This is a genomic window from Variovorax sp. J2P1-31, from assembly GCF_030317215.1.
Taxonomy (GTDB): Bacteria; Pseudomonadota; Gammaproteobacteria; order Burkholderiales; family Burkholderiaceae_C; genus Variovorax.
Window position 1 is genome coordinate 442,702 of record NZ_JASZYA010000004.1, and the last position, 22,298, is coordinate 464,999.

Below are 22,298 nucleotides of genomic sequence, written 5' to 3' on the forward strand. Positions count from 1 at the left end.
CAGCTCCCTCCCACCTCCGGCCTCAGGCACATCCCATGTTCGGCATCGCTGATTACGGCGCATTCGTTGCGGCCATCGTCCTGTTCCTCGCGATCCCAGGCCCCGGCAACCTGGCCCTGATCACCTCGACAGGGAAGGGCGGCATCCGCGGCGGCCTGGCCGCCACGCTGGGCGTGATCGCCGGCGACCAGGTGCTGATGTGGATGGCGGTGGCCGGCGTGGCCGCGCTGCTGGCGGCCTATCCCACGGCCTTCCACGCAGTGCAGTGGCTGGGCGCGGGCTACCTGGCCTGGCTGGGCGCCCGCATGCTGCTGGCCAAGCCCGGCGCCGCTCCGATCCTCAACATCCGCCCGCGGCAGTTCTTCCGCCAGGCGATGTTCATCACCTTGCTGAATCCCAAGGCGATCGTCTTCTACATGGCTTTCTTCCCTTTGTTCGTCGATCCGGCGCGCCACCAGGGCTTCCGCACCTTCGCCTTCATGGCCCTGACCATCGCAGTGTTGACCTTCCTGTACGGCCTGGCAGCCACGCTGTTGACCCATTTCCTGGCGGAGCGGCTGCGTGCCAACCCGCGCATTTCGCAGACCCTGGAGAAGCTGGCGGGCGTCTTCCTGATCGCCTTCGGCATCAAGCTCGCCGTGTCGCGCTGAGAGAGAAGAGACGATGGCCAAGATTTTCTGCATTGCCAACCAGAAGGGTGGCGTCGGCAAGACCACCACCACCGTGAACCTCGCGGCCGGCCTGGCCAAGGTGGGCCAGCGGGTGCTGATGATCGACCTCGACCCCCAGGGCAACGCCACCATGGGCTCGGGCATCGACAAGCGCCAGCTCGAACTGACCGTGTACGACGTACTGCTGGAGTCGGCCTCGGTGGCCGAGGCCCGCGTGCGGGCCGAGCGCTGCAACTACGACGTGCTGGGCGCCAACCGCGAGCTGGCCGGTGCCGAGGTCGAGATGGTCGCGCTGGACCGGCGCGAGAAGCGCCTGCGCACCGCGCTGGCCGTGGTCGGCGCCGACTACGACTTCATCCTGATCGACTGCCCGCCCAGCCTGAGCATGCTCACGCTCAACGGCCTGTGCGCGGCCCATGGCGTGATCGTGCCCATGCAGTGCGAATACTTCGCGCTGGAGGGCCTGACCGACCTGGTCAACACCATCAAGCAGGTGCACGCCAACCTCAACAAGAACCTGCAGATCATCGGCCTGCTGCGCGTGATGTTCGACCCGCGCATCACGCTGCAGCAGCAGGTGAGCGAGCAGCTCAAGGGCCATTTCGGCGACAAGGTGTTCGACACCGTGATCCCGCGCAACGTGCGGCTGGCCGAGGCGCCGAGCTACGGCCTGCCGGGCGTGGTCTTCGATCCGTCGGCGCGCGGCAGCCAGGCCTTCGTGGCCTTCGCGCAGGAGCTGGTCGAGAAGATGCCGCCGGCCAGCGCGCTGGCCCAGCCCGCGCCCCCGCCGGTCGAGCTGCCGGTCGAGACGCAGAACGCCGCTGCAGCCGATACGGCCGAGGAATAGGCCATGAGCACCCCCACCCCCATCCTGTTGCTCCCCGGCTGGCAGAACAGCGATGCGCCCCATTGGCAGAGCCGCTGGGAGGCCGTGCATGGCGACCACCGGGTCGAGCAGCACGAGTGGATGCATCCCCGCCGCGGCGACTGGCTGGCGCGGCTCGAGGAAGAAGTGCTGGCCGCGCCCGGCCCGGTGGCGCTCGTGGCCCACAGCCTGGGCTGCATCCTGGTCGCGGCCTGGGCCGCCCACTCGCGCCACACCGCCAAGGTGCGCGCGGCCCTGCTCGTGGCGCCCGGCGACCTGGAGCGCGACGACCTGCGCCAGATGATTCCCGGCTGGGCGCCCATCGTGCGCCAGCGATTGCCTTTTCCTTCGCTGCTGATCGCGGCGAATGACGATCCCTATTGCGACGCCGCGCGCTCGCGCCAGCTGGCGGCCGACTGGGGCGCGCGTTTCGTCGATGCCGGCGCCGCTGGCCACCTCAACGGCGAATCCGGCCTGGGCGACTGGCCCCAGGGCCGGGCGCTGCTGAACGACCTCCTGAAGACCACAGACAAAGAAGACTGACCTCGATGGCCACCAAGAAACCCAAGGGCCTCGGCCGCGGACTCGAAGCCCTGCTGGGCCCCACCTTCAACGGCAGCGCCGACGAACCGGCCACCCCCGACGCCAACGCCCCGGCACCCCAGCCCACGGTGCTCAAGCTCGAGCAGATGGTGGCCGGCGTCTACCAGCCGCGCACCCGCATGGACGAGGGCGCGCTCTACGAGCTGGCCGAGAGCATCAAGGTGCAGGGCATCATGCAGCCGATCCTGGTGCGCCGGCTGGATGCCGAATCGGCCGCCGCGAAGAACGCCGAGTTCGAGATCATCGCGGGCGAGCGCCGCTTCCGCGCCGCCAAGCTGGCCGGCCTGGACAGCGTGCCGGTGCTGGTGCGCGACGTGCCCAACGAGGCCGCCGCGGCCATGTCGCTGATCGAGAACATCCAGCGCGAGGACCTCAACCCGCTGGAAGAGGCGCAGGGCCTGCAGCGCCTGGTGGCGGAGTTCGGGCTCACGCACGAAGCCGCGGCCCAGGCCGTGGGCCGCTCGCGCAGCGCCGCCAGCAACCTGCTGCGCCTGTTGAACCTGGCCGAGCCCGCCCAGGCCATGCTGATGGCCGGCGACATCGACATGGGCCACGCGCGCGCGCTGCTGTCGCTGGACCGCGGCACCCAGATCACGGCCGCCAACCAGATCGCGGGCAAGAAGATGTCGGTGCGCGAGGCCGAGGCGCTGGTCAAGAAGCTGGCCGCCGACTTCAGCCTCACGCCCTCGCCGCGACGCAACGGCGCGGCCGACAAGTCGCGCGACCTGCTGCGGGTCGAGGAAGAGCTGGCCGACCTGCTGACCGCCGAGGTCGAAGTCCGGATCAAGAAGCGCAGCAAACGCGGCGGCAAGATCGAGGAGAGCGGCGAACTGGCCATCCACTTCGGCTCGCTGGAGGCGCTCAACGGCCTGATCGACCGGATCCGGCAGACGGCCACCTGAGGCCCGCACGCCATGCAAAAAGCCCGGCGCTCTCGCGAGCGGCCGGGCTTTTTGCCGGGGTGACAGATCAGAGGCTGAAGATCTTCCCCGGGTTCATGATGTTCTTCGGGTCCAGCGCGCGCTTGATGGTGCGCATCATGTCGACCGCGCCCGCGCCGGCCTCGTCGACCAGGAAGCCCATCTTGTGCAGCCCGATGCCGTGCTCGCCGCTGCAGGTGCCTTCCAGCGCGATCGCGCGCGAGACCAGCGCATGGTTGAGCACCTCGGCCTTGGCGCGCTCCTCGGCGTCGTTGGGGTCGATCAGGTAGCCGAAGTGGAAGTTGCCGTCGCCCACGTGGCCTACCAGGAAGTAGGGAATGCCGCTGGCATCGGCCTCGGCCACCGAATCGAGCAGGCAGTCGGCCAGGCGCGAGATCGGCACGCAGGTGTCGGTCGAGATCGCGCGGCAGCCCGGGCGCGACTGGATGGCGGCGAAGTAGGCGTTGTGCCGCGCGGTCCACAGGCGGGTGCGTTCCTCGGGTGTGGTGGCCCATTCGAAGGCGTTGCCGCCATGGCCGCTGGCCAGCTCCTGCACGGTTTCGGCCTGCTCCTTGACGCCCGCGGGCGAGCCGTGGAATTCCATCAGCAGCATCGGCTCCTCGCGCAGGCCCAGCTTGGCGTAGGCGTTGACCATGCGCACGGTGTTCACGTCGATCAGTTCGACGCGCGCGATCGGCACGCCCAGCTGGATCGTCTCGATGGTGGTGCGCACCGCCGCCTCGATGCTCGGGAAGGAGCAGATGGCGGCCGACACCGCCTCGGGCAGCGGGTAGATGCGCAGCGTGATCTCGGTCACCACGCCCAGCGTGCCTTCGCTGCCGACCATCAGCCGCGTGAGGTCGTAGCCGGCCGAGGACTTGCGCGCGCGGGTGCCGGTGCGGATCGTCTCGCCGGCGGCCGTCACCACCTCCAGGCCCAGCACGTTCTCGCGCATGGTGCCGTAGCGCACCGCGTTCGTGCCGCTGGCGCGGGTGGCGACCATGCCGCCGATGGAGGCGTCGGCGCCCGGGTCGATGGGGAAGAACAGGCCGGTGCTCTTGATCTCGTCGTTGAGCTGCTTGCGCGTGACGCCGGGCTGCACCGTGACCGTGAGGTCGTCGGCGTTGATCGACAGCACGCGGTTCATGCGGCCCAGGTCGAGGCTGATGCCGCCCTGGACGGCCAGCAGGTGGCCTTCCAGCGACGAACCGACGCCGAAGGGGATCACCGGCACGCTGTGCGCGCCGGCCAGCCGCACCGCATCGGCCACGTCCTGCGTGCTCTCGGCGAACACCACCGCCGCGGGCGGCGGCGCCTCGAAGGAGGATTCGTCGCGGCCGTGCTGCGTGCGCACCGCCAGCGCGGTCGAGCAGCGCTGGTCGAAGCGCGCCTTGAGCGCGTCGACCAGCGCCGCGGGCACCTCGCGCAGGTGGAATTCGGGCAAGAGCTGGTCGGCGGTGGCGGGCGCGTTCATCGTGGGTCTCCAGGAGCGGTCTACCATTCTAAGAACAGCACTCTTCCAAGGCACTTCCATGGGCAATCGACTCACGCAGATCGCGACGCGCACCGGCGACGACGGCACCACCGGCCTGGGCGACAACACCCGCGTCCCCAAGGACCACCTGCGCGTGCAGGCCATGGGCGACGTCGACGAACTCAACTCGCAGATCGGCGTGCTGCTCTGCGAGCCCATGCCGGGGCCGGTGCGCGAGCTGCTGGTCGACGTGCAGCACCAGCTGTTCAACCTGGGGGGCGAGCTCTCGATGCCCGGCTACACGCTGCTCAAGGACGAGGCCCTGCTGCAGCTCGACGATGCGCTGGCCGCGCACAACGCGGCCCTGCCGCGGCTGGCCGAGTTCATCCTGCCGGCGGGCACGCGCGGGGCCTCGCTGGCCCATGTGTGCCGCACCGTGGCGCGGCGGGCCGAACGGGCGGTGGTGGCGCTGGGCGCGGCCGAGGCGATCAACGCCTCGCTGCGCCACTACCTCAACCGCCTGAGCGACCTGCTGTTCGTGCTGGCGCGGGTGCTCAACCGGATCGACGGTGGCGACGATGTGTACTGGAAGAGCGAACGTCTGACGCGCGCCGCGGCCGAGGACGCGCAGGATGCGAAGGCATCGCCGACCTGATCCTGTCCCCGTCGTCCTCAAGGAGCGTTCCGATGAACTCCTCAGCTTCTTCGCTTTCAACCGCCTGGTTCCTGGGCGCCCTGCTGGGCCTCGCGCTGGGGCTGCCCGCCGCGGCCCAGGCCCAGGCCGCCGACAACCCGCCGCGCGCCCAGCGCGCGCAGACCCTCCAACCGCCGCCGCCGCGCGACGGCACGGTGCTGGGCAGCGCGAAGCGCGGCGCCGATGCCGCGGGCCGTGGGGTGGACCGCGCCGAAGGCGCGACCCGCCGTGGCGTCGACAACGTGTCCGAGCGCGCCAGCCGGCCGGTGCGCCGGGCCGGCGAGTCGCTGGGCCGCAAGCTGCCGGGCGGCACGCGCCATCCGGCCCCGCCGCCCGTGGGCCCGCAAAGCACGCAAATGGCGCCTTCCTGAGGCGCCGCGGGCGTATCGCGTACGGACACCTGCGCTTACCGCCTTCACGCGATGCGCATCTGCACCGTGGCTGCGCGACACGCGGACTGCCGATACTGAAACCCTCATCCAACGCAGAAGGAGTTCCAGATGAACAACAACAGATCCAAGCGCGTCACCACCCTCGTGGCCGGCGTGCTCGCACTGTGCATGGCCGGAAGCGCCTTCGCCCAGGATCGCCGAGGCGACGACCGGGACTATCGCGGCCCACCGCGCCCGGGGCAGCTCTACATCAAGAGCCCCCACGAGCAACGCCAGGACCAGCGCTACAACCAGCAGCGCTACGACCGGCAGGACTACCGTGACGGCCGCTTCGCCGATCGCCGCGGCTATCCGCAGCCGCATGTCGAATGGCGTCGCGGTGGCCGGGTGCCGCCGGAATACCGTGGCCGCAACTACGTGGTGGACGACTGGCGCGGCCATCGGCTGCAGCAGCCGCCGCGCGGCTACCAGTGGGTCGGTGTGGGTGGCGACTTCGTGCTCGCCGCCATCGCGACCGGCGTGATTGCGCAGATCATCGCCGCGCAGTAAGCAAGCGGCGGCGCCCGCCGGCCCGGGATCAGACCGAGGCCGGCGCGGTGGTCATCTGGGCGCACACGTTGCGCCCGGTGATGGTCAGGCGCAGGCCGCCGCCGTGCCATTCGAGCCAGTTGAGGCCTACATAGGCCTCGATGTCGCTGTCCTCGATCAGGTCGGCCTGGCGGTGGTTCAGCCGTTCGACCGTGAGCGGCAGGGCCTGGCGCAATCGTTCGCGCACCACGGCGGCGGCTGCCGCCTTCAACTCAACGCGCGTCTGCTGGTTCGATGCCATGGCGAATCCGTTCCGGAAGCTGAGGAATGAAGTCCAATGTACCTCTTGCAGGTGACAGTCTCCTCAACTTATTTGCGCAGCTGTGTACCTTGGCACACAGAAGCCCCGCGGCGGGGTTCAGACGTTGCTGGTGGACCGCACTTCCTCGATGGTCGTCTGCCCGGCCAGCACCTTGTCGATGCCGTCCTGGCGCAGCGTGCGCATGCCCTCGCGCAGCGCGGTCGCCTGCAGCGCCTCGGCGCGGGCGCCGGTCTGCACCAGGTGGCGCAGCTCGCGTGAGATCACCATCAGCTCGTGCAGCCCGGCTCGGCCCTTGAAGCCGGTCTGGTCGCAGAAGGAGCAGCCCGGGCTGGCGTACATCTGCAAGCGGCCGTTCTGGCCGTGGCGCGCGGTCCAGCGCGCCAGCACCTCTTCGCTCGTCTCGGGCGGCTGTTCGGCCTCGCCGTAGGCGCGCAGGTAGTCGCCCATCAGCTCCTCGATCTCGGCGTCGGTGGCGTCGCGGTTCGTGCGGCAGTGCGTGCAGAGCCGGCGCACCAGCCGCTGGGCCAGCACGGCCAGCAGCGAATCGGCGAAGTTGAACGGGTCCATGCCCATGTCGAGCAGGCGGGTCACGGTCTCGGGCGCGCTGTTGGTGTGCAGGGTGGACAGCACCAGGTGGCCCGTGAGCGAGGCCTCGACCGCCATCTTGGCCGTCTCCTCGTCGCGGATTTCACCCACCATGATCACGTCCGGGTCGGCCCGCAGGAAGGCCCGCAGCGCCTTGGCGAAGGTCCAGTCGATGCGCGGGTTCACCTGCACCTGGCGCAGGCCGGGCTGGGTGATTTCGATCGGGTCCTCGGCGGTCCAGATCTTGCGCTCGGGCACGTTGATGTGGCTCAGCGCCGAGTGCAGCGTGGTGGTCTTGCCCGAGCCCGTGGGGCCCACGCACAGCACCATGCCGTAGGGCCGCTCGACCGCGTGGCGCAGGCGCTCCAGGTTGAGCTCCGACAGGCCCAGCCGGTCGAGCGCGATCGGCTTGGCCGAGGCCAGGATCCGCATCACCACGTCTTCCAGGCCGCTGTTGGTGGGGATGGTCGCGACGCGCAGCTCGATGCGGTGCTGGGGCGAGAACTTGGCGAAGTTGATCTTGCCGTCCTGCGGCTTGCGGCGCTCGCTGATGTCGAGGTCGCACATGATCTTGATGCGCGCGATCATCGCGTTGCGGTAGTTCGAGGGCAGCTCGAGGTAGGTGCGCAGCAGCCCGTCCTTGCGGAAGCGGATGCGGATCTTCTCCCGGCCCGGGTAGCTCTCGATGTGGATGTCCGACACGCCGCCCGAGTGCGCCTCGAGGATCATCCGGTTGATCAGCTTGACCAGCGAGTTGTCGGACTGCTCGATCGGCGCGTCCTCGTCGACCCGGTCCTCGCCTTCCTTCTCGAGCGACTCGACCAGCGCCGTGGTGTCGCCCGGCTCGAACTCGATCGGGCGCAGCGCCTGCGAGAAGCGGCTGTCCGAGGCCGCGCCGATCTTCTCGTAGGCCGCGTGCAGGCTGCGCTCCATGTCGCGGCACTGCGCCAGCACCGGCGCCACCTTCATCTGCGCGATGAACTCGACCTCGTCGACCGCCGCGCGCCGGTTGGCCGGATCGTCCAGCGCCACCACCAGCCGGCCCTCGCTCATCATCAGCGGCATCACCTGCAGGCGCTGGGCCGCGGCATAGGCGATCTTGCGCAGCGCCTCGGGCTCGGGCACGAACACGTCGAGGTCGACCAGCGGATAGCCCATCTTGCGCGTCAGCGCCACCTGCAGGTCGGCCCGCGACACCACGCCGCGGCGCACCAGCAGTTCGCCCAGCGGCACGCCGCGGTCCTTCTGCTGGTGGGCCAGCGCGTCGCGCAGGTCGTCGGCGCTCACCATGCCCAGCGAGATCAGCGCCTCGCCGATGCGCACCATCGGCATGCGTGCCTGGTGCTGCAAAGCCTCCACCAGCTCGCCGCCGGTGGTGACGATGCGCGACAGCAGCGGCGTGGCCAGCGCCTGGGCCGGATCGCTGTCGTCGGACGGGGCGTCGACCTCGAAGCGGGCGAAGGCCGAGCGCGGCAGGAACTCGCGCAGCACGCCGCCGTCCTCACCGGCCGGCGGGAACAGGAACAGGCCGAACGGGCTTTCCACATGGCCGACCGTGCGGCTCTGGCGCTCGGTGCCGTCCTTCATGATCACGCGCACGGCGGCGCTGGCCGGCTCGCGCGGCACGCCCGATTGCGGGTCCACCGCGGGCGTGGCGAGCGGCACGAGCGGCGTGGTCAGCGTGATCGAGCGGAACTGGTCGAAGCGCAGCGGCACCGTGGTGCGCGCGCGTGGCAGCTGCACCAGGGCCACGGCCTGGTCGGGAATGAAGAAGGTCATGCGGCCGGCCGCATGCTGGCCGTTGGTGCCGCGGATCTCGCAGGGCAGCGGTTCGGTCTGCACGCTGGGCGGCGGATAGGCGGCGCCCGGCGGGCGCGGCCACAGAAAACCTTCGGCCTCGGCCGATTCGGCCGCTGCCGCCTTCTTCGGCGGTTCCCACTCCAGGGGCTTCAATGTCGTCATCTGCAACTCCAGGGGTCGTCCTGCGCCATCGTGTGTCGTGGCGGCTTTGCCCCTCCCTGCCCCCCGACTCTAGCGCGCGGATGCGCGCCGTCGAAGCGAAGAAAGCCTCAGCGGGCCGGAACGGCCGTGCTTTCGGGCAGTTCGATCTTGATGTCCAGCACTTCGAGGTCGTCCTGGCGTTCCAGGTGGACCTTGATGTCCTCGGGGCTGATCGACACGTACTTGGAGATCACCGCCACCAGTTCGCGCTGCAGGTCGGCCAGGTACTCCGGCCGCTTGGCGCTCAGGCTGGAGCGCTCGTGGGCCAGGATGATCTGCAGGCGTTCCTTGGCGACGCTGGCCGTCTTCTTCTTTTCGCCGAGAAGAAAGGAAAGGAAGGACATGCTCATTTGCCTCCGAAGATGCGCTTGAAGAAGCCGGGTTTCTCCGCATCGATGAAGCGCATCGGGCGGTCTTCGCCGAGGAAGCGCGCCACCACGTCGCTGTAGGCTTCCGACACGTCGGTGCCCTTGTCGTGGATCGCGGGGATGCCCTGGTTGGAGGCGTTCAGCACGGTTTCCGATTCCGGGATCACGCCGATCAGCTTGATGCGCAGGATGTCCTGGATGTCTTCCAGCGACAGCATCTGGCCGCCGGCCACGCGGTTCGGGTTGTAGCGGGTGATCAGCAGGTGCTCCTTGATCGGCTCGCCGCCGTCCTTGGCGCGCTGGGTCTTGCTGCCCAGCATGCCCAGGATGCGGTCCGAGTCGCGCACCGAGGAGACTTCGGGGTTGGTCACGATCAGCGCCTCGTCGGCGAAGTGCATGGCCATCATGGCGCCGGTCTCGATGCCCGCGGGCGAGTCGCAGACGATGTAGTCGAAGTCCATCGCCGCCAGGTCCTTGAGCACCTTCTCGACGCCTTCCTCGGTCAGCGCTTCCTTGTCGCGCGTCTGCGAGGCGGCCAGCACGAACAGGTTGTCGCACTGCTTATCCTTGATCAGCGCCTGGTTCAGGTTGGCCTCGCCCTGGATCACGTTGATCAGGTCGTACACCACGCGGCGTTCGCAGCCCATGATCAGGTCGAGGTTGCGCAGGCCGACGTCGAAGTCGATCACGGCCGTCTTCTTGCCCGCCAGGGCCAGGCCCGACGCGAAGCTTGCGCTCGTGGTCGTCTTGCCGACGCCGCCCTTGCCCGAGGTCACCACCACAATTTTGGCCATTGCCGTTCCTCTTTCGTAATCCGGTTGTTCAGTTGCTGCTGCGGGAGCGGCGATCAGAGGATCGGCTCCATGAGAATTTTCTTGTCGTCCAGATGGATCTGGACCGCCTTGCCCGCCAGGTTGGCCGGCAGCGCGATTTCGGAGGTGCGGTAGATGCCGGCGATCGCCACCAGCTGCGCTTCCATGCAGGTGGTGAAGATGCGGGCCTCGGTGTTGCCGCGCGCGCCCGCGATGGCCTTGCCGCGCAGCGGTGCGTAGACATGCACGTTGCCGTCGGCGATGACCTCGGCGCCGAAGTTCACCACCGCCATCACGATCACGTCGCCGCCGCGGGCGTAGACCTGCTGGCCCGAGCGCAGCGGCCGGTCGATGACCAGCGTGCCGTTGGCGGGCACCTGCACCTCGCGCACGATCTGCGGCGCCTCGCTGGCCGGGGCCGCGGAAGGCGGCGCGGGCGCGCGCGGGGTGGGCGTGACCGGCATCGCGGCGATCGACAGGCCGGCGGCGCGCGCCGCGGCGTTCTGCTCGTCGTTGCCGCCGCGCACGGCGATGGGCTGGGTCTGGTGGCGCGCGAGCAGGTCGCGCAGCACCGTGAAGTCGAGCGGGGCGGCCGTGTCGTCCTCGGGCAGCTGGGACAGGTCGATGACCACCGGCTCCTGCTCGAAGAAGTCCGGGGAGTCGGCCAACTGGGCGTCGAGCGCCGTCGTCAGCACGCCGAGGTCCGTCGTCTTGAGGATCAGCGCCACCAGCGGCAGCGTGGCGCTCTTGAATTCGAATACCGCCTTGGTGCGCGCGGCGGAAGCATCGGCCATGTGAAAAGGTCGTCCGAAAAGCGTTGAAGTCTAACGGCCTGCCGCTGTGCCGGGTGGGGCCGTTGGGGCTTCAGCCCCGCCGACCCACACATTTCTTGCATCGCGTTTCAACTCGGGCCGTGCCCGGTGCCGCTTCAGGCGTTGCGCGCGCGGCCCAGCAGGGCCCACAGGATGATCGCGCCGAAGGTGGCGGTCCCGATGCCGCCCAGCGCGAACTGGCCGAACTTGAGCGTGAAGTCGCCGGTGCCGATGATCAGCGTGATCGCCGCCACGATCAGGTTGCGGTTCTGCGAGAAGTCGACCTTGTTGTCGACCCAGATCTTGGCGCCCGCGACCGCGATCAGGCCGAACACCACGATGCTCACGCCGCCCATCACCGGCAGCGGGATGGCCTGGATCAGCGCGCCGAACTTGGGCGAGAAGCCCAGCACCAGCGCGATCAGCGCGGCCACCACGAACACCGCGGTGGAGTAGATGCGGGTGGCGGCCATCACGCCGATGTTCTCGGCATAGGTGGTCACGCCGGTGCCGCCGGCCGAGCCGCTGACCACCGTCGCCACGCCGTCGGCGATGAAGGCGCGGCCGATCAGCGGGTCGAGGTTGCGCCCGGTCATGGCCGTCACGGCCTTCAGGTGACCCAGGTTCTCGGCCACCAGGATGATCGCCACCGGGGCGATCAGCAGCATCGCGCTGCCGGTGAACACCGGGGCGGTGAACACCGGCGCGCCGAACCAGGCCGCGTTAGCGATGCCGCTCAGGTCCATCGGCTTGCCCAGGCCCAGGCCGTTGGTCAGCGCCGCATAGACCACGGTCGCCAGGATCAGCCCGACCAGGATCAGCAGCCGTTGCACCATGCCGCGCGCGAACACCGCCACCAGGCCCACGCAGAGGAAGGTCACAGCCTGCATCCAGGCGTCGAAGTTGTTCGCCGCCATGTTCTTGATCGGCACGTTGGCCAGGTTGAGCCCGATCACCGCCACCACGGCGCCGGTCACCACCGGCGGCATGAAGCGTTCGATCCAGCCGGTGCCGATGGCCTGCACCAGCGCGCCGATCAGGATGTAGAGCACGCCGCAGGCCACGATGCCGCCCAGCGCCACCGCCAGGTTGGCGTTGGGCCCCGAGCCCCCGTAACCGCTGGCCGCGATCACCACGCCGATGAAGGCGAAGCTCGAGCCCAGGTAGCTGGGCACGCGCCCGCCGGTGATGAAGAAGAAGAGCAGGGTGCCGATGCCGCTCATCAGGATCGCGATGTTGGGGTTGAAGCCCATCAGGATCGGCGCCAGCACCGTGGCACCGAACATCGCGATCACATGCTGCACGCCCATCGCGGCGGTCTGCGGCCAGGGCAGCCGCTCGTCGGGCGCGACGACCGCGCCCTCGGTGGCCTGCACCTCACGCCATTGGAAGATTCCGGACATTGATTTCTCCTCGTTTGTAGTGCGCCCGATGATGCCCGCTCCGAGGCGCTTTGGTGGCCTGGAATCGAGCGAATCGGCGCAGCGAGGACGGCGCGTGCCGCGCCTAGCGGGGCAGCAGCATGGACATCGTGATGCGTGAGACGCAGGTCAGCTCGCCGGCTTCGTTCGTCAGGTCGATCTGCCAGACCTGGACCGTGCGGCCGCGGTGCACCGGCCGCGCGGTGCCCGTGACCCAGCCGCTGCGGGCCGAGCGCAGGTGGTTGGCGTTGATGTCCAGACCCACCGCCGCATGGCCTTCGGGCGAGGAATAGTAGGCCCCCATCGAACCCAGCGTCTCGGCCAGCACCACCGACACGCCGCCGTGCAGCAGCCCGAAGGGCTGCACCGTGCGCTGGTCCACCGGCACGCGGCCGCGCAGGAAGTCGTCGCCGATCTCGATGAATTCGATGCCCAGGTGGGCGGACGCGGTGTTGACCGCAGCCTTCGCCATCATGTCGAGCGAGAGGGGTTTTTGCCAGATGGCCATGGAGACTCCAGAGAAAGATGGTCAAAACTATAGCGACAGGACGCGCCCCGCGACTACACGGCCTGTCGCCCCCGCGCGGCTAAGCTCGCCGCATGAAACGCTCGGTGCTCTGGCTGGCAGGTGGCGCGACCGCGCTCGCGGTGGCGGCCGGCCTGCTCGCCTGGTGGGTGCCGAGCGACGCCGAGCTGGCCGCGCGCGCGCAGGCGGAGTTCGAGCAGCGCACCGGCATCGGCCTGCGCATCGGCAGCCTGCATTGGTCGGTGCTGCCGGCGCCGCGCCTCGTGCTCGCCGAGGTGGCGACCGTGCAGGACGCGCCGATCCGCGTGCGCCGGCTCGAGCTGCGCGCCCCCTGGCGCGCGCTGCTCGAGCGCCGGATCCGGATCGACGGGGCCGAGGCCGACGGCGTGGTGCTGCCGCGCCAATCGGTGCGGGCCTTCCGCGGCCAGGGCGATGCGGCGGCGACGCCCGCGGGCGGCGCCTGGTCGCTGGACACCGTGCCCGTGGCGCAGGTCCGCTTCACCGACGTCACCTGGGTCGACCGGCGCGAGATCGCGCTGGCCTACGACGGCCAGATCGACTTCGATCCGAACTGGCGTCCGCGCAGCGCCGAGCTGCGTCGGGCCGCCGATGCCTCCAGCCCGGTCCGGCTGCGGCTCGAGCGCGAAGGCCAGACCGACCGCTGGCGCACGCTGATCGACGTGGGCGGCGGCACGTGGAACGGCCAGACCGCGCTCGAGACCGCCCAGGACGGCAGCCTGCTGCTGACCGGCGAGCTCGAGCCGCGCAACGTCGACATCGAGCAGCTGATGAAGAGCTTCGGGCGCTCCACGCCGGTGGCCGGCAAGGTCAACGGGCGCACCGAGCTGCGCGCCACCGGCGCCGACCCGGGCGCGCTCTGGCGCAGCGCCCACACCCGCACGCGTTTCACGGTGCAGCCGGCCACGCTGACCCGCTTCGACCTGGCCAAGGCGATCCGCAGCGCGGGCACCAGCCGGGGCGGGCGCACGCCGCTCGACTCGCTCACCGGCACGCTCGACACCCAGGCCACGGGCGACGGCACGCGGCTGCAGTACAGCGATCTCAAGGCGCGCTCCGGCGTGCTCACGGCCACGGGCAGCGCGCGCATCTTCCTGCGCAAGCTCGACGGCGAGGTGGCGGTCGACATCGTCGACGGCGTGGTCGGCGTGCCGCTCAAGCTCGGCGGCACGCTCGACGACCCCGAACTCTCGCTGACCGGCGGTGCGCTTACCGGCGCGGCCGTGGGCACCGCCGTGCTGCCGGGCGTGGGCACGGCCATCGGCGCGCGCATCGGCCAGCAGGTCGAGCGGCTGTTCGGCGGCGACAAGAAGAAGCCCGCACCCCGGGGACCGCGCGCGCCCTGATGCGGGTGCAGCGCGTCGCGCGCGGGACAGCCGCGCGGCGCCATCGGGCATTCCCGTGGGGCGCGGCGGCGGTGCGCGCCGTAAGCTTCGAATCCTCATGAATCCAGCACCACCGAACGTTCCCCAACTCCGTCTCTACCAGGACTGGCTGCGTGACCATCGCGGCCTGCGCTTCGACGACTACGACGCGCTGTGGCGCTGGTCGACCACCGAGCTCGACGCCTTCTGGCAGAGCATCTGGGACTACGCCGGCATGCACTCGCCCACGCCCTACAGCGCGGTGCTGGCCAAGCACCGCATGCCCGGCGCCGTGTGGTTCCCCGGCGCACAGGTCAACTACGCGCGCGAGGTGCTGCGCCATGTCGACGCGGCCCACGCCGCGGGCATGCCGGCGATCGTGAGCGACGACGAGCGCGGCCAGGTGCGCGAGATGAGCTGGCCCGAGCTGCGGCGCCAGGTCGCTTCGGCGGCGCTCAGCTTGCGCGCGCTGGGCGTGCGGCGCGGCGACCGCGTCGCGGCCTACCTGCCCAACGTCCCCGAGACCATGGTCGCCTTCCTGGCCTGCACCAGCATCGGTGCGGTGTGGAGCGTGTGCGCGCCCGACATGGGCACGGCCGCGGTGGTCGACCGCCTTCGCCAGATCGAGCCCACGCTGCTGATCGCGGCCGACGGCGTGCACTACGGCGGCAAGGCGCTGGACCGCAGTGCGATCGTGCAGGAACTGCGCGGCCAGCTGCCCAGCGTGCGCAAGCTGCTGCTGCTGCGCACGCCCTTCGCTGCGGCGCAGATCGAGGCCGACGCCGACTGGACCGAGGCCATCGCGCGCGACGACGCCGAGGTCGCGGCCTTCGAGCCCGAGTGGCTGCCCTTCGACCATCCGATCTGGATCGTCTACTCCAGCGGCACCACCGGCCTGCCCAAGCCCATCGTGCACGGGCAGGGCGGCATCATCATGACCATGTACGCCTGCGGGCTGCACAACGACTTCGGCGCCAGCTACGGCGCCAACAACTTCGGCGAACGCTTCCACTGGTACAGCTCCACCGGCTGGGTCATGTGGAACTGCCAGCTCGCGGGCCTGGCCGCGGGCACCACCATCGTGCTCTACGACGGCAACCCGGCCGGCAGCAAGGAGAAGCCCGACTGGAGCGTGCTCTGGCGCTTCGTCGCCAAGCACCGCGTGACCTTCTTCGGCGCCGGCGCGGCCTACTTCACGCATTGCATGAAGGCCGGCGTCGAGGCCTCGGCCTGCGGCGACCTGTCGCGCGTGCGCGTGCTGGGCAGCACCGGCTCGCCGCTGTCGGAGGAGGTGCAGCGCTGGGGCAGCGCGCAGTTCCGCGCCGCGGGCTCGAAAGACATCTGGTGGTGCAACATCTCGGGCGGCACCGACTTCTGCGGCGCCTTCGTCGGCGGCAACCGCGAACTGCCCGAAGTGCCGGGCCAGATGCAGTGCCGCCAGGTCGGCCACGCGGTCGAGGCCTGGAACGAGCAGGGCCAGCCGGTGATCGGCGAGGTCGGCGAGCTGGTCTGCGTGCAGCCCATCCCCTCGATGCCGCTGTACTTCTGGGGCGACGAGCCGATCGTGCAGCCCCCGGGCGGCGAAGCCGCCCACCCCCCGAGGGGGTCCGGCTCCGACTTGGGGCGGCCCGGCGTCGAGCCGGGGCCGCGCTACCTCTCGAGCTACTTCGACACCTACCCCGGCGTCTGGCGCCACGGCGACTGGCTCAAGGTGGGCGAGGACGGCGGCTGCATCATCTACGGCCGCAGCGACGCCACCATCAACCGCCAGGGCCTGCGCATGGGCACCAGCGAGATCTACAGCGCGGTCGAGGGCCTGCCCGAGGTGCTCGATTCGATGGTGGTCGACCTCGAGTACCTGGGCCGCGACAGCTACATGCCGCTGTTCGTGGTGCTGCGCCCCGGCGTCGCACTCGACGACGCGATGCGCGCCAGGATCAACGACGCGATCAAGACCTCGCTGTCGCCGCGCTTCCTGCCCAACGACATCTTCCAGGTGGCCGAGATCCCGCGCACCCTCTCGGGCAAGAAGCAGGAGCTGCCGATCAAGAAGCTGCTGCTGGGTCAGCCGATCGAGAAGGTGGTCAACCGCGAGGCCATGGCCAATCCGGGCAGCCTGGATTGGTATGTGGCGCTGGCGGCGAAGCGGGCGCAGGCGGCATCTCACTAGCTTGCGCTGCGTCAAACCGGTTCACGGCGCGTACCGATAGCCTGAGGTTTTCCGCACAAGGAGAGCCTCATGGCTGCATTGCAATGGTCCGAGTCGCTGTCGCTGGACCTGCCCCCGATGGACCAGACGCACCAGGAATTCGTCGAACTGCTGGCGCAGGTCGAGGGCGCCGAGGACGCGCAACTGGTGCCGGCCTGGCGCGCGTTGATCGAGCACACGGTCGATCATTTCGGCACCGAGGACGCGTGGATGCGCAGCACCGGCTTCTCGTCGGCCAACTGCCACACGGTGCAGCATCGCGTGGTGCTGGAGGTGATGCGCGAGGGCCTGGTGCAGGGCCTGAAGAATGAGACCGAGGCGATCCGCCGGATGGCGCGCGAGCTTGCCGTGTGGTTCGTGCAGCACGCCCAGACCATGGATGCCGCGCTGGCGCTGCACCTGCGCGGCGTGGGCTTCGATGCGGCCACGCAGCAGGTGCGCATGCCGCAGGGGCTGCCGGCGGTGCCGCTGACGGGCTGCGGCTCGGCCGCCTGCGCGACGGCCTGAGGCGCGCTACAGCCAGGTGCCGCTGCTGGGCATCTGGATGTTCGTCGCCGGGTCGCTGCCGCCGACCATCGCGCCGATCGCGATGCTCAGCAGCGAGATGAAGATGCTCGCGAAGAAGGCGGTCCAGAAGCCCGAGACCTTGAAGCCGCGCACCAGGGCCGACACCAGCAGGATCATCAGCGCGTTGATCACCAGCAGGAACAGGCCGAAGGTCAGCAGCGTCAGCGGCAGCGTGAGCACGATCAGCAGCGGCTTGACCACCGCATTGGCGAAGCCCAGCAGCAGGGCCGACACCACCAGCGCCCCGGTGCTGTCGAACTTGAGACCCCGGAACAGGTAGCTGGCGATCCACAGCGACAGGCCGGTGATGGCCCAGTGGACCAGGAAGGGGGTCAGGTTCTGCAGCATGGACGTTTTCTCTCTTGCTTGTGGATTGGGTGAGAAGGCGGTGCGTCGATTCTCGCGCGTCGCCGGCACGCGCCGCGGGCCCGTTCGCAATGGCATGGCGCCCCGCCGGATTTCGCCGGCACCGCGCGGGGCGATCGGCTATGGTGGCCGGATGTCGCAACTCCCCGTCAACCATTTCAAGCGCGCGCTGGCCGAAGGCCGGGCACAGATCGGGCTGTGGTGCAGCCTGCCCGACCCCTACATCGCGGAGATCGTCGCCGGTGCCGGCTACGACTGGCTGCTGTTCGACACCGAGCACGCGCCCACCGACGTGCCGCGCATGCTCCAGCAGCTGCAGGGCGCGGCCTCGGCGGTGCCGGCCGGCGAGCGCGCGTCGTCGGCCGTGGTGCGGCCTGCGTGGAACGACCCGATGCTGATCAAGCGCTACCTCGACATCGGCGCCCAGACCTTGCTGCTGCCCTTCGTGCAGAACGCCGACGAGGCCCGCGCCGCGGTGCGCGCCATGCGCTACGCGCCCGAAGGCATCCGCGGCATGGGCGGCTCGATGCGGGCCTCCAACTACGGCCGCACGCAGGGCTACGCACAGCATGCGCATGAAGAGCTGTGCCTGCTGGTGCAGGTCGAGACCCGCGAGGCGCTCGACCGGCTCGAGGAGATCGCCAGCGTCGACGGGGTCGACGGCGTGTTCATCGGCCCGGCCGACCTGTCGGCCAGCATGGGCCATCCGGGCAATGCCGGCCATCCGGAAGTGCGCGCGGCCATCGACGGCGCCATCGCCCGCATCCGCGCCTGCGGCAAGGCGCCGGGCATCCTTCTGGTGGACGAGGCGCGCGCGCGCGAGTGCCTGGACCTCGGCGCGCTGTTCGTGGCGGTCGCGATGGACCTGCAGATCCTCGCGCGCGGCGCCGAGGCCATCGCCACGCGCTTCGGCGCCGGGGGAGCCGTGCCGGCCGCGAAGATCAGCTACTGAGGGCGGCGGCGCGCCCGGTCGCGCCCCGCGAGACGCGCCACAGCAGCGTCGCCGCGATCGACATGTTGAGCAGGTTCCACGCGATGCCGTTGAGGAAGGCCGCGTGGTAGCTGCCGGTGAGGTCGAACACCTTGCCCGACATCCAGCCGCCCAGCGCCATGCCCAGCAGCGTGCACATCAGCACCGTGCCGACGCGCGCGCCGGCTTCGGCGGGCGGGAAATGCTCGCGCACGATGATCGCGTACGAGGGCACGATGCCGCCCTGGAACAGGCCGAACATCGCCGACACCACGAACAGCGGCACCAGCCCGTCGAAGGGCAGGAACAGCAGCAGCGCCACGCACTGCAGGCCCGAGCCCAGCAGCAGCGTGCGCAGGCCGCCGATGCGGTCGCAGATCGCGCCCGAGATCAGCCGGCTCGCGATGCCGCAGGCCAGCATCAGCGAGAGCATCTGGGCGCCGCGCGCCGCGCCGAAGCCCAGGTCGGTGCAGTAGGCCACGATGTGCACCTGCGGCATCGCCATCGCGACGCAGCAGGCCACGCCGGCCACGCACAGCAGGCCCTGGGCGGTGCCCAGGCTCAGGCCGAAGGGGCGCAGGCCGGGCACCGGCCGGCCGGCGACGGCGCTCGGCATCGCCATCGAGAGGGCCGGTGGCCGCGCGTGCATCAACAGCGCCAGGCCGGCCATCGCGAGACCGCAGAACAGGCCCATGCCGAGGTAGGTCTGGCGCCAGCCCACGGTCTCGACGAAGTGCTGCGCGATCGGCGGCCAGACGGCACCGGCGATGTAGTTGCCGCTGGCGCACACCGCCACCGCGATGCCGCGCCGTTTCACGAACCACAGCGAGGTGTCGGCCACCAGCGGCGCGAAGGCGGCGGAGCTGCCGAGCAGCCCGACCAGCACCGCCTGCGCCGCGATGAAGACCACGATGTTCGACGCCAGGCCGCAGGCCACGTAGCCCAGCCCGAGTGCGACCGCGCCGCCCAGCAAAGGCCACATCACGCCGAAGCGGTCGGCCACCTTGCCCATCAGCATGCCGCCCACGCCGAAGCCGATCATCAGCAGCGTGTAGGGCAGCGAGGCCTGCGCGCGGTCGATGCCGAAGTCGGCCTGCACCGCGGGGATCACGACCGAGACCACGTACATGCCGCTGCTGCCCACGGTCATGATCAGCAGCGTGACCAGCAGCCGCCACAGGGCGTAGCGCGAATCGGGCAGGTGGCGCGGGGCGGCGGCGGTCGTGGTCATGCGGCTTGTCTCTGGGTTCGCCATCTGGTGTGGCTGGGGCGGCGGTGGCCGTTGCCGGCCCCGCCTTTGGCACCCATTGTGGCCGCGTCAGGCGAAGGGCAGCGCGAGCGTGGCGGCCAGCGGCACCTCGCCGATGCGCTCGCCGCTCGCGACGATGACGGCGCGGTCGCCCTCGGCCGCGATCTCGGCGAGGGTGCGCCACAGGCAGCGCATCGAGGCCGCATCGAGCCCACCGGTCGGCTCGTCGAGCAGCGTGAGCGGGTGCTTCGAGGCCAGGGCCGCCGCGAGCCAGACCTTGCGCTTGGAGCCCGTGGAGAGCATGTACATCGCCTTGTCGATGTGGGGCGCGAGCGAGAAGCCCTCGACCAGCGCCGCCCAGCGCGCTTCGTCGAACGGCAGGTCGGCGCGGCGCAGCGACAGCGCGCAGTCGCGGCCGGTCATGGCGTCGAAGGCGTCGGTGCCGGGCTCGATGAAGAACAGGTGGCGCCGGTAGGCCGCCGCGTCGCCGGGCAGCGATGCGCCGCACAGCGTCAGCGTGCCGGCGCTGGCGGGCACCTGGCCCGCGAGCATGCGCAGCAGCGTCGACTTGCCGCTGCCGGTGTCGCCGTGCAGCAGCGTCACGCCGGGGCCGATGGCGGCGGACCAGTCGGCCACCAGCGGCGGCTCACCGGGGTAGGCGAAGCGCAGGCGGTCGATGGCGAGGGTGGGGAGGGTGGGAAGGAGAGAAGGGGCCGTTGTCATGGCCCGCACCGTACCGCAACCTGGCGCCGGATCACGCAATCGTCTCCAGCAGCCAGCCCTTGCCGTCGAAGCGCAGCGCGTGGGTGGGCGCCAGCGCCGCGAGGAAACGCGCATCGTGCGAGGCCACGACCAGCGCGCCCGGGTAGCCTGCGAGCGCCTGCTCCATCGCCTCGACCGACGCCAGGTCGAGGTGGTTGGTGGGCTCGTCCAGCAGCAACAGCTGCGCGGGCTCGCCGCCCCACAGTGCGCAGGCCAGCGCGGCCTTCATGCGCTCGCCGCCGCTCAGCGCGCCCGAGGGCATGCCGACCTGCGCGGGCCCGAGGCCCAGCCAGGCCAGGTGGCTGCGCAGCACGCCCTCGGGCAGCGGCGTGTGCAAGGCCTGCAGGCGTTCCAGCACCGACCGGTGGCGCGGCAGCAGGCTGTCGGCGCGCTGGTCCAGCCAGGCGTGCGGCACGCCGATGCGGCAATCGCCGGAGACGGGCGCGATCTCGCCGGCCAGCATCTTCAGGAGCGTGGTCTTGCCGCAGCCGTTGGGGCCCTGCACCGCCACGCGCAACGGGCCGGCGAGCGCCAGCGACAGTGGCGCGGCGCCGGGCGGGAAGGGCGGCACCGCGTCGTCCAGCGTCAGCACGCGCTTGCCGGCCGCCACCGTGGTCGCCGGCAGCATCAGCGCGAGCGCCGGCGCGGGCTCGGTGCGCGCGAGCGCCTGCCGGACCGCGCCCGCCAGCCGGTCGGCGGTGTTGCTGCGGCGTGCGTTCGCCTTGCCGGCGCTGGCCTGCGCCGCGTCCTTCATGCGGCCCAGCACCAAAGCCGGCAGGTTGCGCGTCTTGGCGTCGCGTTGCTGGCGGGCCGTGCGCTGCTGCTGGGCATCGTGCTGCGCGCGCAGGGCACGCAGGCCGGCCTTCTTCTCGGTGCGCGCGTGCTGCAGCGCGGCCTCCGCCGCGGCCGACTGTTGCGCGCGCTGCTGCGCATAGCGCGTGAAGTTGCCGCCATGGCGCGTGAGGCCGTCCGGGCCGAGTTCCAGGATCGCGTCCACGGTTTCGAGCAGTTCGCGGTCGTGGCTCACGACCACGGCCGCGCCGGGCCATGCGGCGAGCTTCGCGCGAAGCCAATGGCGCGCGCCGGCATCCAGATGGTTGGTCGGCTCGTCGAGCACCAGCGCATCGGCGCCCGACAGGAAGGCGCCGACCAGCGCCACGCGGGTCCGCTCGCCGCCGCTGAGCCGGTCGGCCGGGTCCGAGGGCCGCAGCGGCGCCAGCCCGCCCTCGGCCAGCGCCTGGGCGAAGGTGGCGGCGATGTCCCACCGGCCTTCGAGCAGCGCGAAGTCGGCGGGGTCGAGCCCGCCGGCCTCGATGCGCGCGAGCGCGTCGAACAGCGGCGCGAGGCCCGCGACCGTCGCCACGCATGTGCCCGCCGTGGCGCCGACCTCCTGCGGCACCCAGGCCACGCTGCCGCCGCGCACGACGCGGCCCGAACCGGGCGTCAGGCGATCGACCAACAGCCGGGCCAGCACGCTCTTGCCCGCACCGTTGCGGCCGACGAGGCCGATGCGTTCGGCGTGCAGCTCGGCGTTCAGGTCGTGGAACAGCGCGCGTCCGTCGGGCAGGGTGAAGCCCAGGTGGCGCAGCGAGAAAAGGGAAGACCCGGGAAGGGCCGAGGCATCGGCCGAGGCCGGGACGCACGCCATGTGCGCATCGTCATGAAGGACAACCATGCAGGCTCCTGACAAGAAAGGGAGAGGCCGCGGTCCGGGACGCTCTGGGCGTGCGGGGGCGGTGCTTCTTGATGAGGACGACTGGCAGGGATCACATGGCGCGTGACGGGGCTCGTGGGGTGGC

Annotated in this window: 23 protein-coding genes; 11 read left to right on the forward strand and 12 right to left on the reverse strand. The window is 70.6% G+C overall.

The window, feature by feature from the left end; genetic code table 11:
* Positions 1-35 precede the first annotated feature (35 nt).
* From QTI20_RS27580 to QTI20_RS27595, 4 genes are read left to right on the forward strand one after another with little or no spacing between them, the layout of a single operon-like run.
* A complete protein-coding gene (locus tag QTI20_RS27580) occupies positions 36-650 on the forward strand; it encodes a LysE family translocator (RefSeq protein WP_286555120.1) in 615 nt (204 codons plus the stop codon).
* 13 nt (positions 651-663) lie between these two features.
* Positions 664-1,518: a ParA family protein gene (locus QTI20_RS27585; protein WP_286555119.1), complete on the forward strand. Its 855-nt coding sequence runs from the start codon at positions 664-666 to the stop codon at positions 1,516-1,518.
* Between the two features lie 3 nt (positions 1,519-1,521).
* Positions 1,522-2,079 (forward strand): RBBP9/YdeN family alpha/beta hydrolase, encoded by a 558-nt coding sequence (locus QTI20_RS27590; RefSeq protein WP_286555118.1) that lies wholly within the window; start codon positions 1,522-1,524, stop codon positions 2,077-2,079.
* 5 nt (positions 2,080-2,084) lie between these two features.
* A complete protein-coding gene (locus tag QTI20_RS27595) occupies positions 2,085-3,041 on the forward strand; it encodes a ParB/RepB/Spo0J family partition protein (RefSeq protein WP_286555117.1) in 957 nt (318 codons plus the stop codon).
* Positions 3,042-3,108: 67 nt separating this feature from the next.
* On the opposite strand, the gene QTI20_RS27600 is transcribed toward QTI20_RS27595, so the two are convergent.
* Entirely contained in the window at positions 3,109-4,533 is a 1,425-nt protein-coding gene (locus QTI20_RS27600; RefSeq protein ID WP_183028477.1) for an FAD-binding oxidoreductase, read from the reverse strand.
* A gap of 58 nt (positions 4,534-4,591) precedes the next feature.
* Between QTI20_RS27600 and QTI20_RS27605 the strand changes: the two genes are divergently transcribed.
* From QTI20_RS27605 to QTI20_RS27615, 3 genes are all read left to right on the forward strand, one after another.
* Positions 4,592-5,188: a cob(I)yrinic acid a,c-diamide adenosyltransferase gene (locus QTI20_RS27605; protein ID WP_286555116.1), complete on the forward strand. Its 597-nt coding sequence runs from the start codon at positions 4,592-4,594 to the stop codon at positions 5,186-5,188.
* Positions 5,189-5,220: 32 nt separating this feature from the next.
* The gene (locus tag QTI20_RS27610; RefSeq protein WP_286555115.1) at positions 5,221-5,598 is read left to right on the forward strand and encodes a hypothetical protein; all 378 of its coding nucleotides are present in this window, start codon (positions 5,221-5,223) and stop codon (positions 5,596-5,598) included.
* A gap of 129 nt (positions 5,599-5,727) precedes the next feature.
* Positions 5,728-6,168 carry an RcnB family protein gene (locus QTI20_RS27615; RefSeq protein ID WP_286555114.1) on the forward strand — a complete coding sequence of 147 codons (441 nt, stop codon included), beginning with the start codon at positions 5,728-5,730 and terminating at the stop codon, positions 6,166-6,168.
* A gap of 28 nt (positions 6,169-6,196) precedes the next feature.
* On the opposite strand, the gene QTI20_RS27620 is transcribed toward QTI20_RS27615, so the two are convergent.
* From QTI20_RS27620 to QTI20_RS27650, 7 genes are all read right to left on the reverse strand, one after another.
* Positions 6,197-6,448 carry a hypothetical protein gene (locus QTI20_RS27620; RefSeq protein WP_183028473.1) on the reverse strand — a complete coding sequence of 84 codons (252 nt, stop codon included), beginning with the start codon at positions 6,446-6,448 and terminating at the stop codon, positions 6,197-6,199.
* A 117-nt stretch (positions 6,449-6,565) separates the two neighbouring features.
* The gene (locus QTI20_RS27625; protein ID WP_286555113.1) at positions 6,566-9,016 is read right to left on the reverse strand and encodes a GspE/PulE family protein; all 2,451 of its coding nucleotides are present in this window, start codon (positions 9,014-9,016) and stop codon (positions 6,566-6,568) included.
* A gap of 107 nt (positions 9,017-9,123) precedes the next feature.
* Entirely contained in the window at positions 9,124-9,399 is a 276-nt protein-coding gene (minE, locus tag QTI20_RS27630) for a cell division topological specificity factor MinE (protein ID WP_183028471.1), read from the reverse strand.
* 2 nt (positions 9,400-9,401) lie between these two features.
* The gene (minD, locus tag QTI20_RS27635; protein WP_183028470.1) at positions 9,402-10,217 is read right to left on the reverse strand and encodes a septum site-determining protein MinD; all 816 of its coding nucleotides are present in this window, start codon (positions 10,215-10,217) and stop codon (positions 9,402-9,404) included.
* A gap of 53 nt (positions 10,218-10,270) precedes the next feature.
* Entirely contained in the window at positions 10,271-11,029 is a 759-nt protein-coding gene (minC, locus tag QTI20_RS27640; protein ID WP_286555112.1) for a septum site-determining protein MinC, read from the reverse strand.
* 134 nt (positions 11,030-11,163) lie between these two features.
* Entirely contained in the window at positions 11,164-12,450 is a 1,287-nt protein-coding gene (locus QTI20_RS27645; protein ID WP_286555111.1) for a solute carrier family 23 protein, read from the reverse strand.
* A 103-nt stretch (positions 12,451-12,553) separates the two neighbouring features.
* Entirely contained in the window at positions 12,554-12,976 is a 423-nt protein-coding gene (locus tag QTI20_RS27650) for a hotdog fold thioesterase (protein WP_183028467.1), read from the reverse strand.
* Between the two features lie 92 nt (positions 12,977-13,068).
* Here QTI20_RS27650 and QTI20_RS27655 point away from each other — a divergent pair, with 92 nt between their 5' ends.
* From QTI20_RS27655 to QTI20_RS27665, 3 genes are all read left to right on the forward strand, one after another.
* Positions 13,069-14,358, forward strand: coding sequence for an AsmA-like C-terminal region-containing protein (locus QTI20_RS27655; RefSeq protein WP_286555109.1), 1,290 nt, complete (start codon positions 13,069-13,071; stop codon positions 14,356-14,358).
* A 97-nt stretch (positions 14,359-14,455) separates the two neighbouring features.
* Positions 14,456-16,546 (forward strand): acetoacetate--CoA ligase, encoded by a 2,091-nt coding sequence (locus QTI20_RS27660; RefSeq protein WP_286555108.1) that lies wholly within the window; start codon positions 14,456-14,458, stop codon positions 16,544-16,546.
* Between the two features lie 69 nt (positions 16,547-16,615).
* Positions 16,616-17,092: a hemerythrin domain-containing protein gene (locus QTI20_RS27665; RefSeq protein ID WP_286555107.1), complete on the forward strand. Its 477-nt coding sequence runs from the start codon at positions 16,616-16,618 to the stop codon at positions 17,090-17,092.
* A gap of 6 nt (positions 17,093-17,098) precedes the next feature.
* On the opposite strand, the gene QTI20_RS27670 is transcribed toward QTI20_RS27665, so the two are convergent.
* Positions 17,099-17,500, reverse strand: coding sequence for a phage holin family protein (locus QTI20_RS27670; RefSeq protein ID WP_286555105.1), 402 nt, complete (start codon positions 17,498-17,500; stop codon positions 17,099-17,101).
* A gap of 151 nt (positions 17,501-17,651) precedes the next feature.
* On the opposite strand from QTI20_RS27670, the gene QTI20_RS27675 reads away from it, so the two are divergent.
* Complete coding sequence (locus QTI20_RS27675; RefSeq protein ID WP_286555104.1) at positions 17,652-18,470, forward strand: aldolase/citrate lyase family protein; 819 nt, start codon at positions 17,652-17,654, stop codon at positions 18,468-18,470.
* Here QTI20_RS27675 and QTI20_RS27680 read toward each other — a convergent pair.
* The 3 genes from QTI20_RS27680 to QTI20_RS27690 all read right to left on the reverse strand — a co-directional run bounded on the left by QTI20_RS27680 (position 18,460) and on the right by QTI20_RS27690 (position 22,174).
* A complete protein-coding gene (locus QTI20_RS27680; RefSeq protein WP_286555102.1) occupies positions 18,460-19,719 on the reverse strand; it encodes an MFS transporter in 1,260 nt (419 codons plus the stop codon). The genes QTI20_RS27675 and QTI20_RS27680 overlap by 11 nt on opposite strands.
* An 87-nt stretch (positions 19,720-19,806) precedes the next feature.
* A complete protein-coding gene (locus QTI20_RS27685) occupies positions 19,807-20,460 on the reverse strand; it encodes an ABC transporter ATP-binding protein (protein WP_286555100.1) in 654 nt (217 codons plus the stop codon).
* A 31-nt stretch (positions 20,461-20,491) separates the two neighbouring features.
* On the reverse strand, positions 20,492-22,174 hold the full coding sequence (locus tag QTI20_RS27690) for an ABC-F family ATP-binding cassette domain-containing protein (protein ID WP_286555099.1): 1,683 nt from the start codon (positions 22,172-22,174) through the stop codon (positions 20,492-20,494).
* Positions 22,175-22,298 lie beyond the last annotated feature (124 nt).

Coding starts and splice junctions, on each gene's coding strand:
- QTI20_RS27580 (WP_286555120.1), top strand. CDS start 36: ATGTTCGGCATCGCTGATTACGGCGCATTCGTTGCGGCCATCGTCCTG.
- QTI20_RS27585 (WP_286555119.1), top strand. CDS start 664: ATGGCCAAGATTTTCTGCATTGCCAACCAGAAGGGTGGCGTCGGCAAG.
- QTI20_RS27590 (WP_286555118.1), top strand. CDS start 1,522: ATGAGCACCCCCACCCCCATCCTGTTGCTCCCCGGCTGGCAGAACAGC.
- QTI20_RS27595 (WP_286555117.1), top strand. CDS start 2,085: ATGGCCACCAAGAAACCCAAGGGCCTCGGCCGCGGACTCGAAGCCCTG.
- QTI20_RS27600 (WP_183028477.1), bottom strand. CDS start 4,533: ATGAACGCGCCCGCCACCGCCGACCAGCTCTTGCCCGAATTCCACCTG.
- QTI20_RS27605 (WP_286555116.1), top strand. CDS start 4,592: ATGGGCAATCGACTCACGCAGATCGCGACGCGCACCGGCGACGACGGC.
- QTI20_RS27610 (WP_286555115.1), top strand. CDS start 5,221: ATGAACTCCTCAGCTTCTTCGCTTTCAACCGCCTGGTTCCTGGGCGCC.
- QTI20_RS27615 (WP_286555114.1), top strand. CDS start 5,728: ATGAACAACAACAGATCCAAGCGCGTCACCACCCTCGTGGCCGGCGTG.
- QTI20_RS27620 (WP_183028473.1), bottom strand. CDS start 6,448: ATGGCATCGAACCAGCAGACGCGCGTTGAGTTGAAGGCGGCAGCCGCC.
- QTI20_RS27625 (WP_286555113.1), bottom strand. CDS start 9,016: ATGACGACATTGAAGCCCCTGGAGTGGGAACCGCCGAAGAAGGCGGCA.
- minE (WP_183028471.1), bottom strand. CDS start 9,399: ATGTCCTTCCTTTCCTTTCTTCTCGGCGAAAAGAAGAAGACGGCCAGC.
- minD (WP_183028470.1), bottom strand. CDS start 10,217: ATGGCCAAAATTGTGGTGGTGACCTCGGGCAAGGGCGGCGTCGGCAAG.
- minC (WP_286555112.1), bottom strand. CDS start 11,029: ATGGCCGATGCTTCCGCCGCGCGCACCAAGGCGGTATTCGAATTCAAG.
- QTI20_RS27645 (WP_286555111.1), bottom strand. CDS start 12,450: ATGTCCGGAATCTTCCAATGGCGTGAGGTGCAGGCCACCGAGGGCGCG.
- QTI20_RS27650 (WP_183028467.1), bottom strand. CDS start 12,976: ATGGCCATCTGGCAAAAACCCCTCTCGCTCGACATGATGGCGAAGGCT.
- QTI20_RS27655 (WP_286555109.1), top strand. CDS start 13,069: ATGAAACGCTCGGTGCTCTGGCTGGCAGGTGGCGCGACCGCGCTCGCG.
- QTI20_RS27660 (WP_286555108.1), top strand. CDS start 14,456: ATGAATCCAGCACCACCGAACGTTCCCCAACTCCGTCTCTACCAGGAC.
- QTI20_RS27665 (WP_286555107.1), top strand. CDS start 16,616: ATGGCTGCATTGCAATGGTCCGAGTCGCTGTCGCTGGACCTGCCCCCG.
- QTI20_RS27670 (WP_286555105.1), bottom strand. CDS start 17,500: ATGCTGCAGAACCTGACCCCCTTCCTGGTCCACTGGGCCATCACCGGC.
- QTI20_RS27675 (WP_286555104.1), top strand. CDS start 17,652: ATGTCGCAACTCCCCGTCAACCATTTCAAGCGCGCGCTGGCCGAAGGC.
- QTI20_RS27680 (WP_286555102.1), bottom strand. CDS start 19,719: ATGACCACGACCGCCGCCGCCCCGCGCCACCTGCCCGATTCGCGCTAC.
- QTI20_RS27685 (WP_286555100.1), bottom strand. CDS start 20,460: ATGACAACGGCCCCTTCTCTCCTTCCCACCCTCCCCACCCTCGCCATC.
- QTI20_RS27690 (WP_286555099.1), bottom strand. CDS start 22,174: ATGGTTGTCCTTCATGACGATGCGCACATGGCGTGCGTCCCGGCCTCG.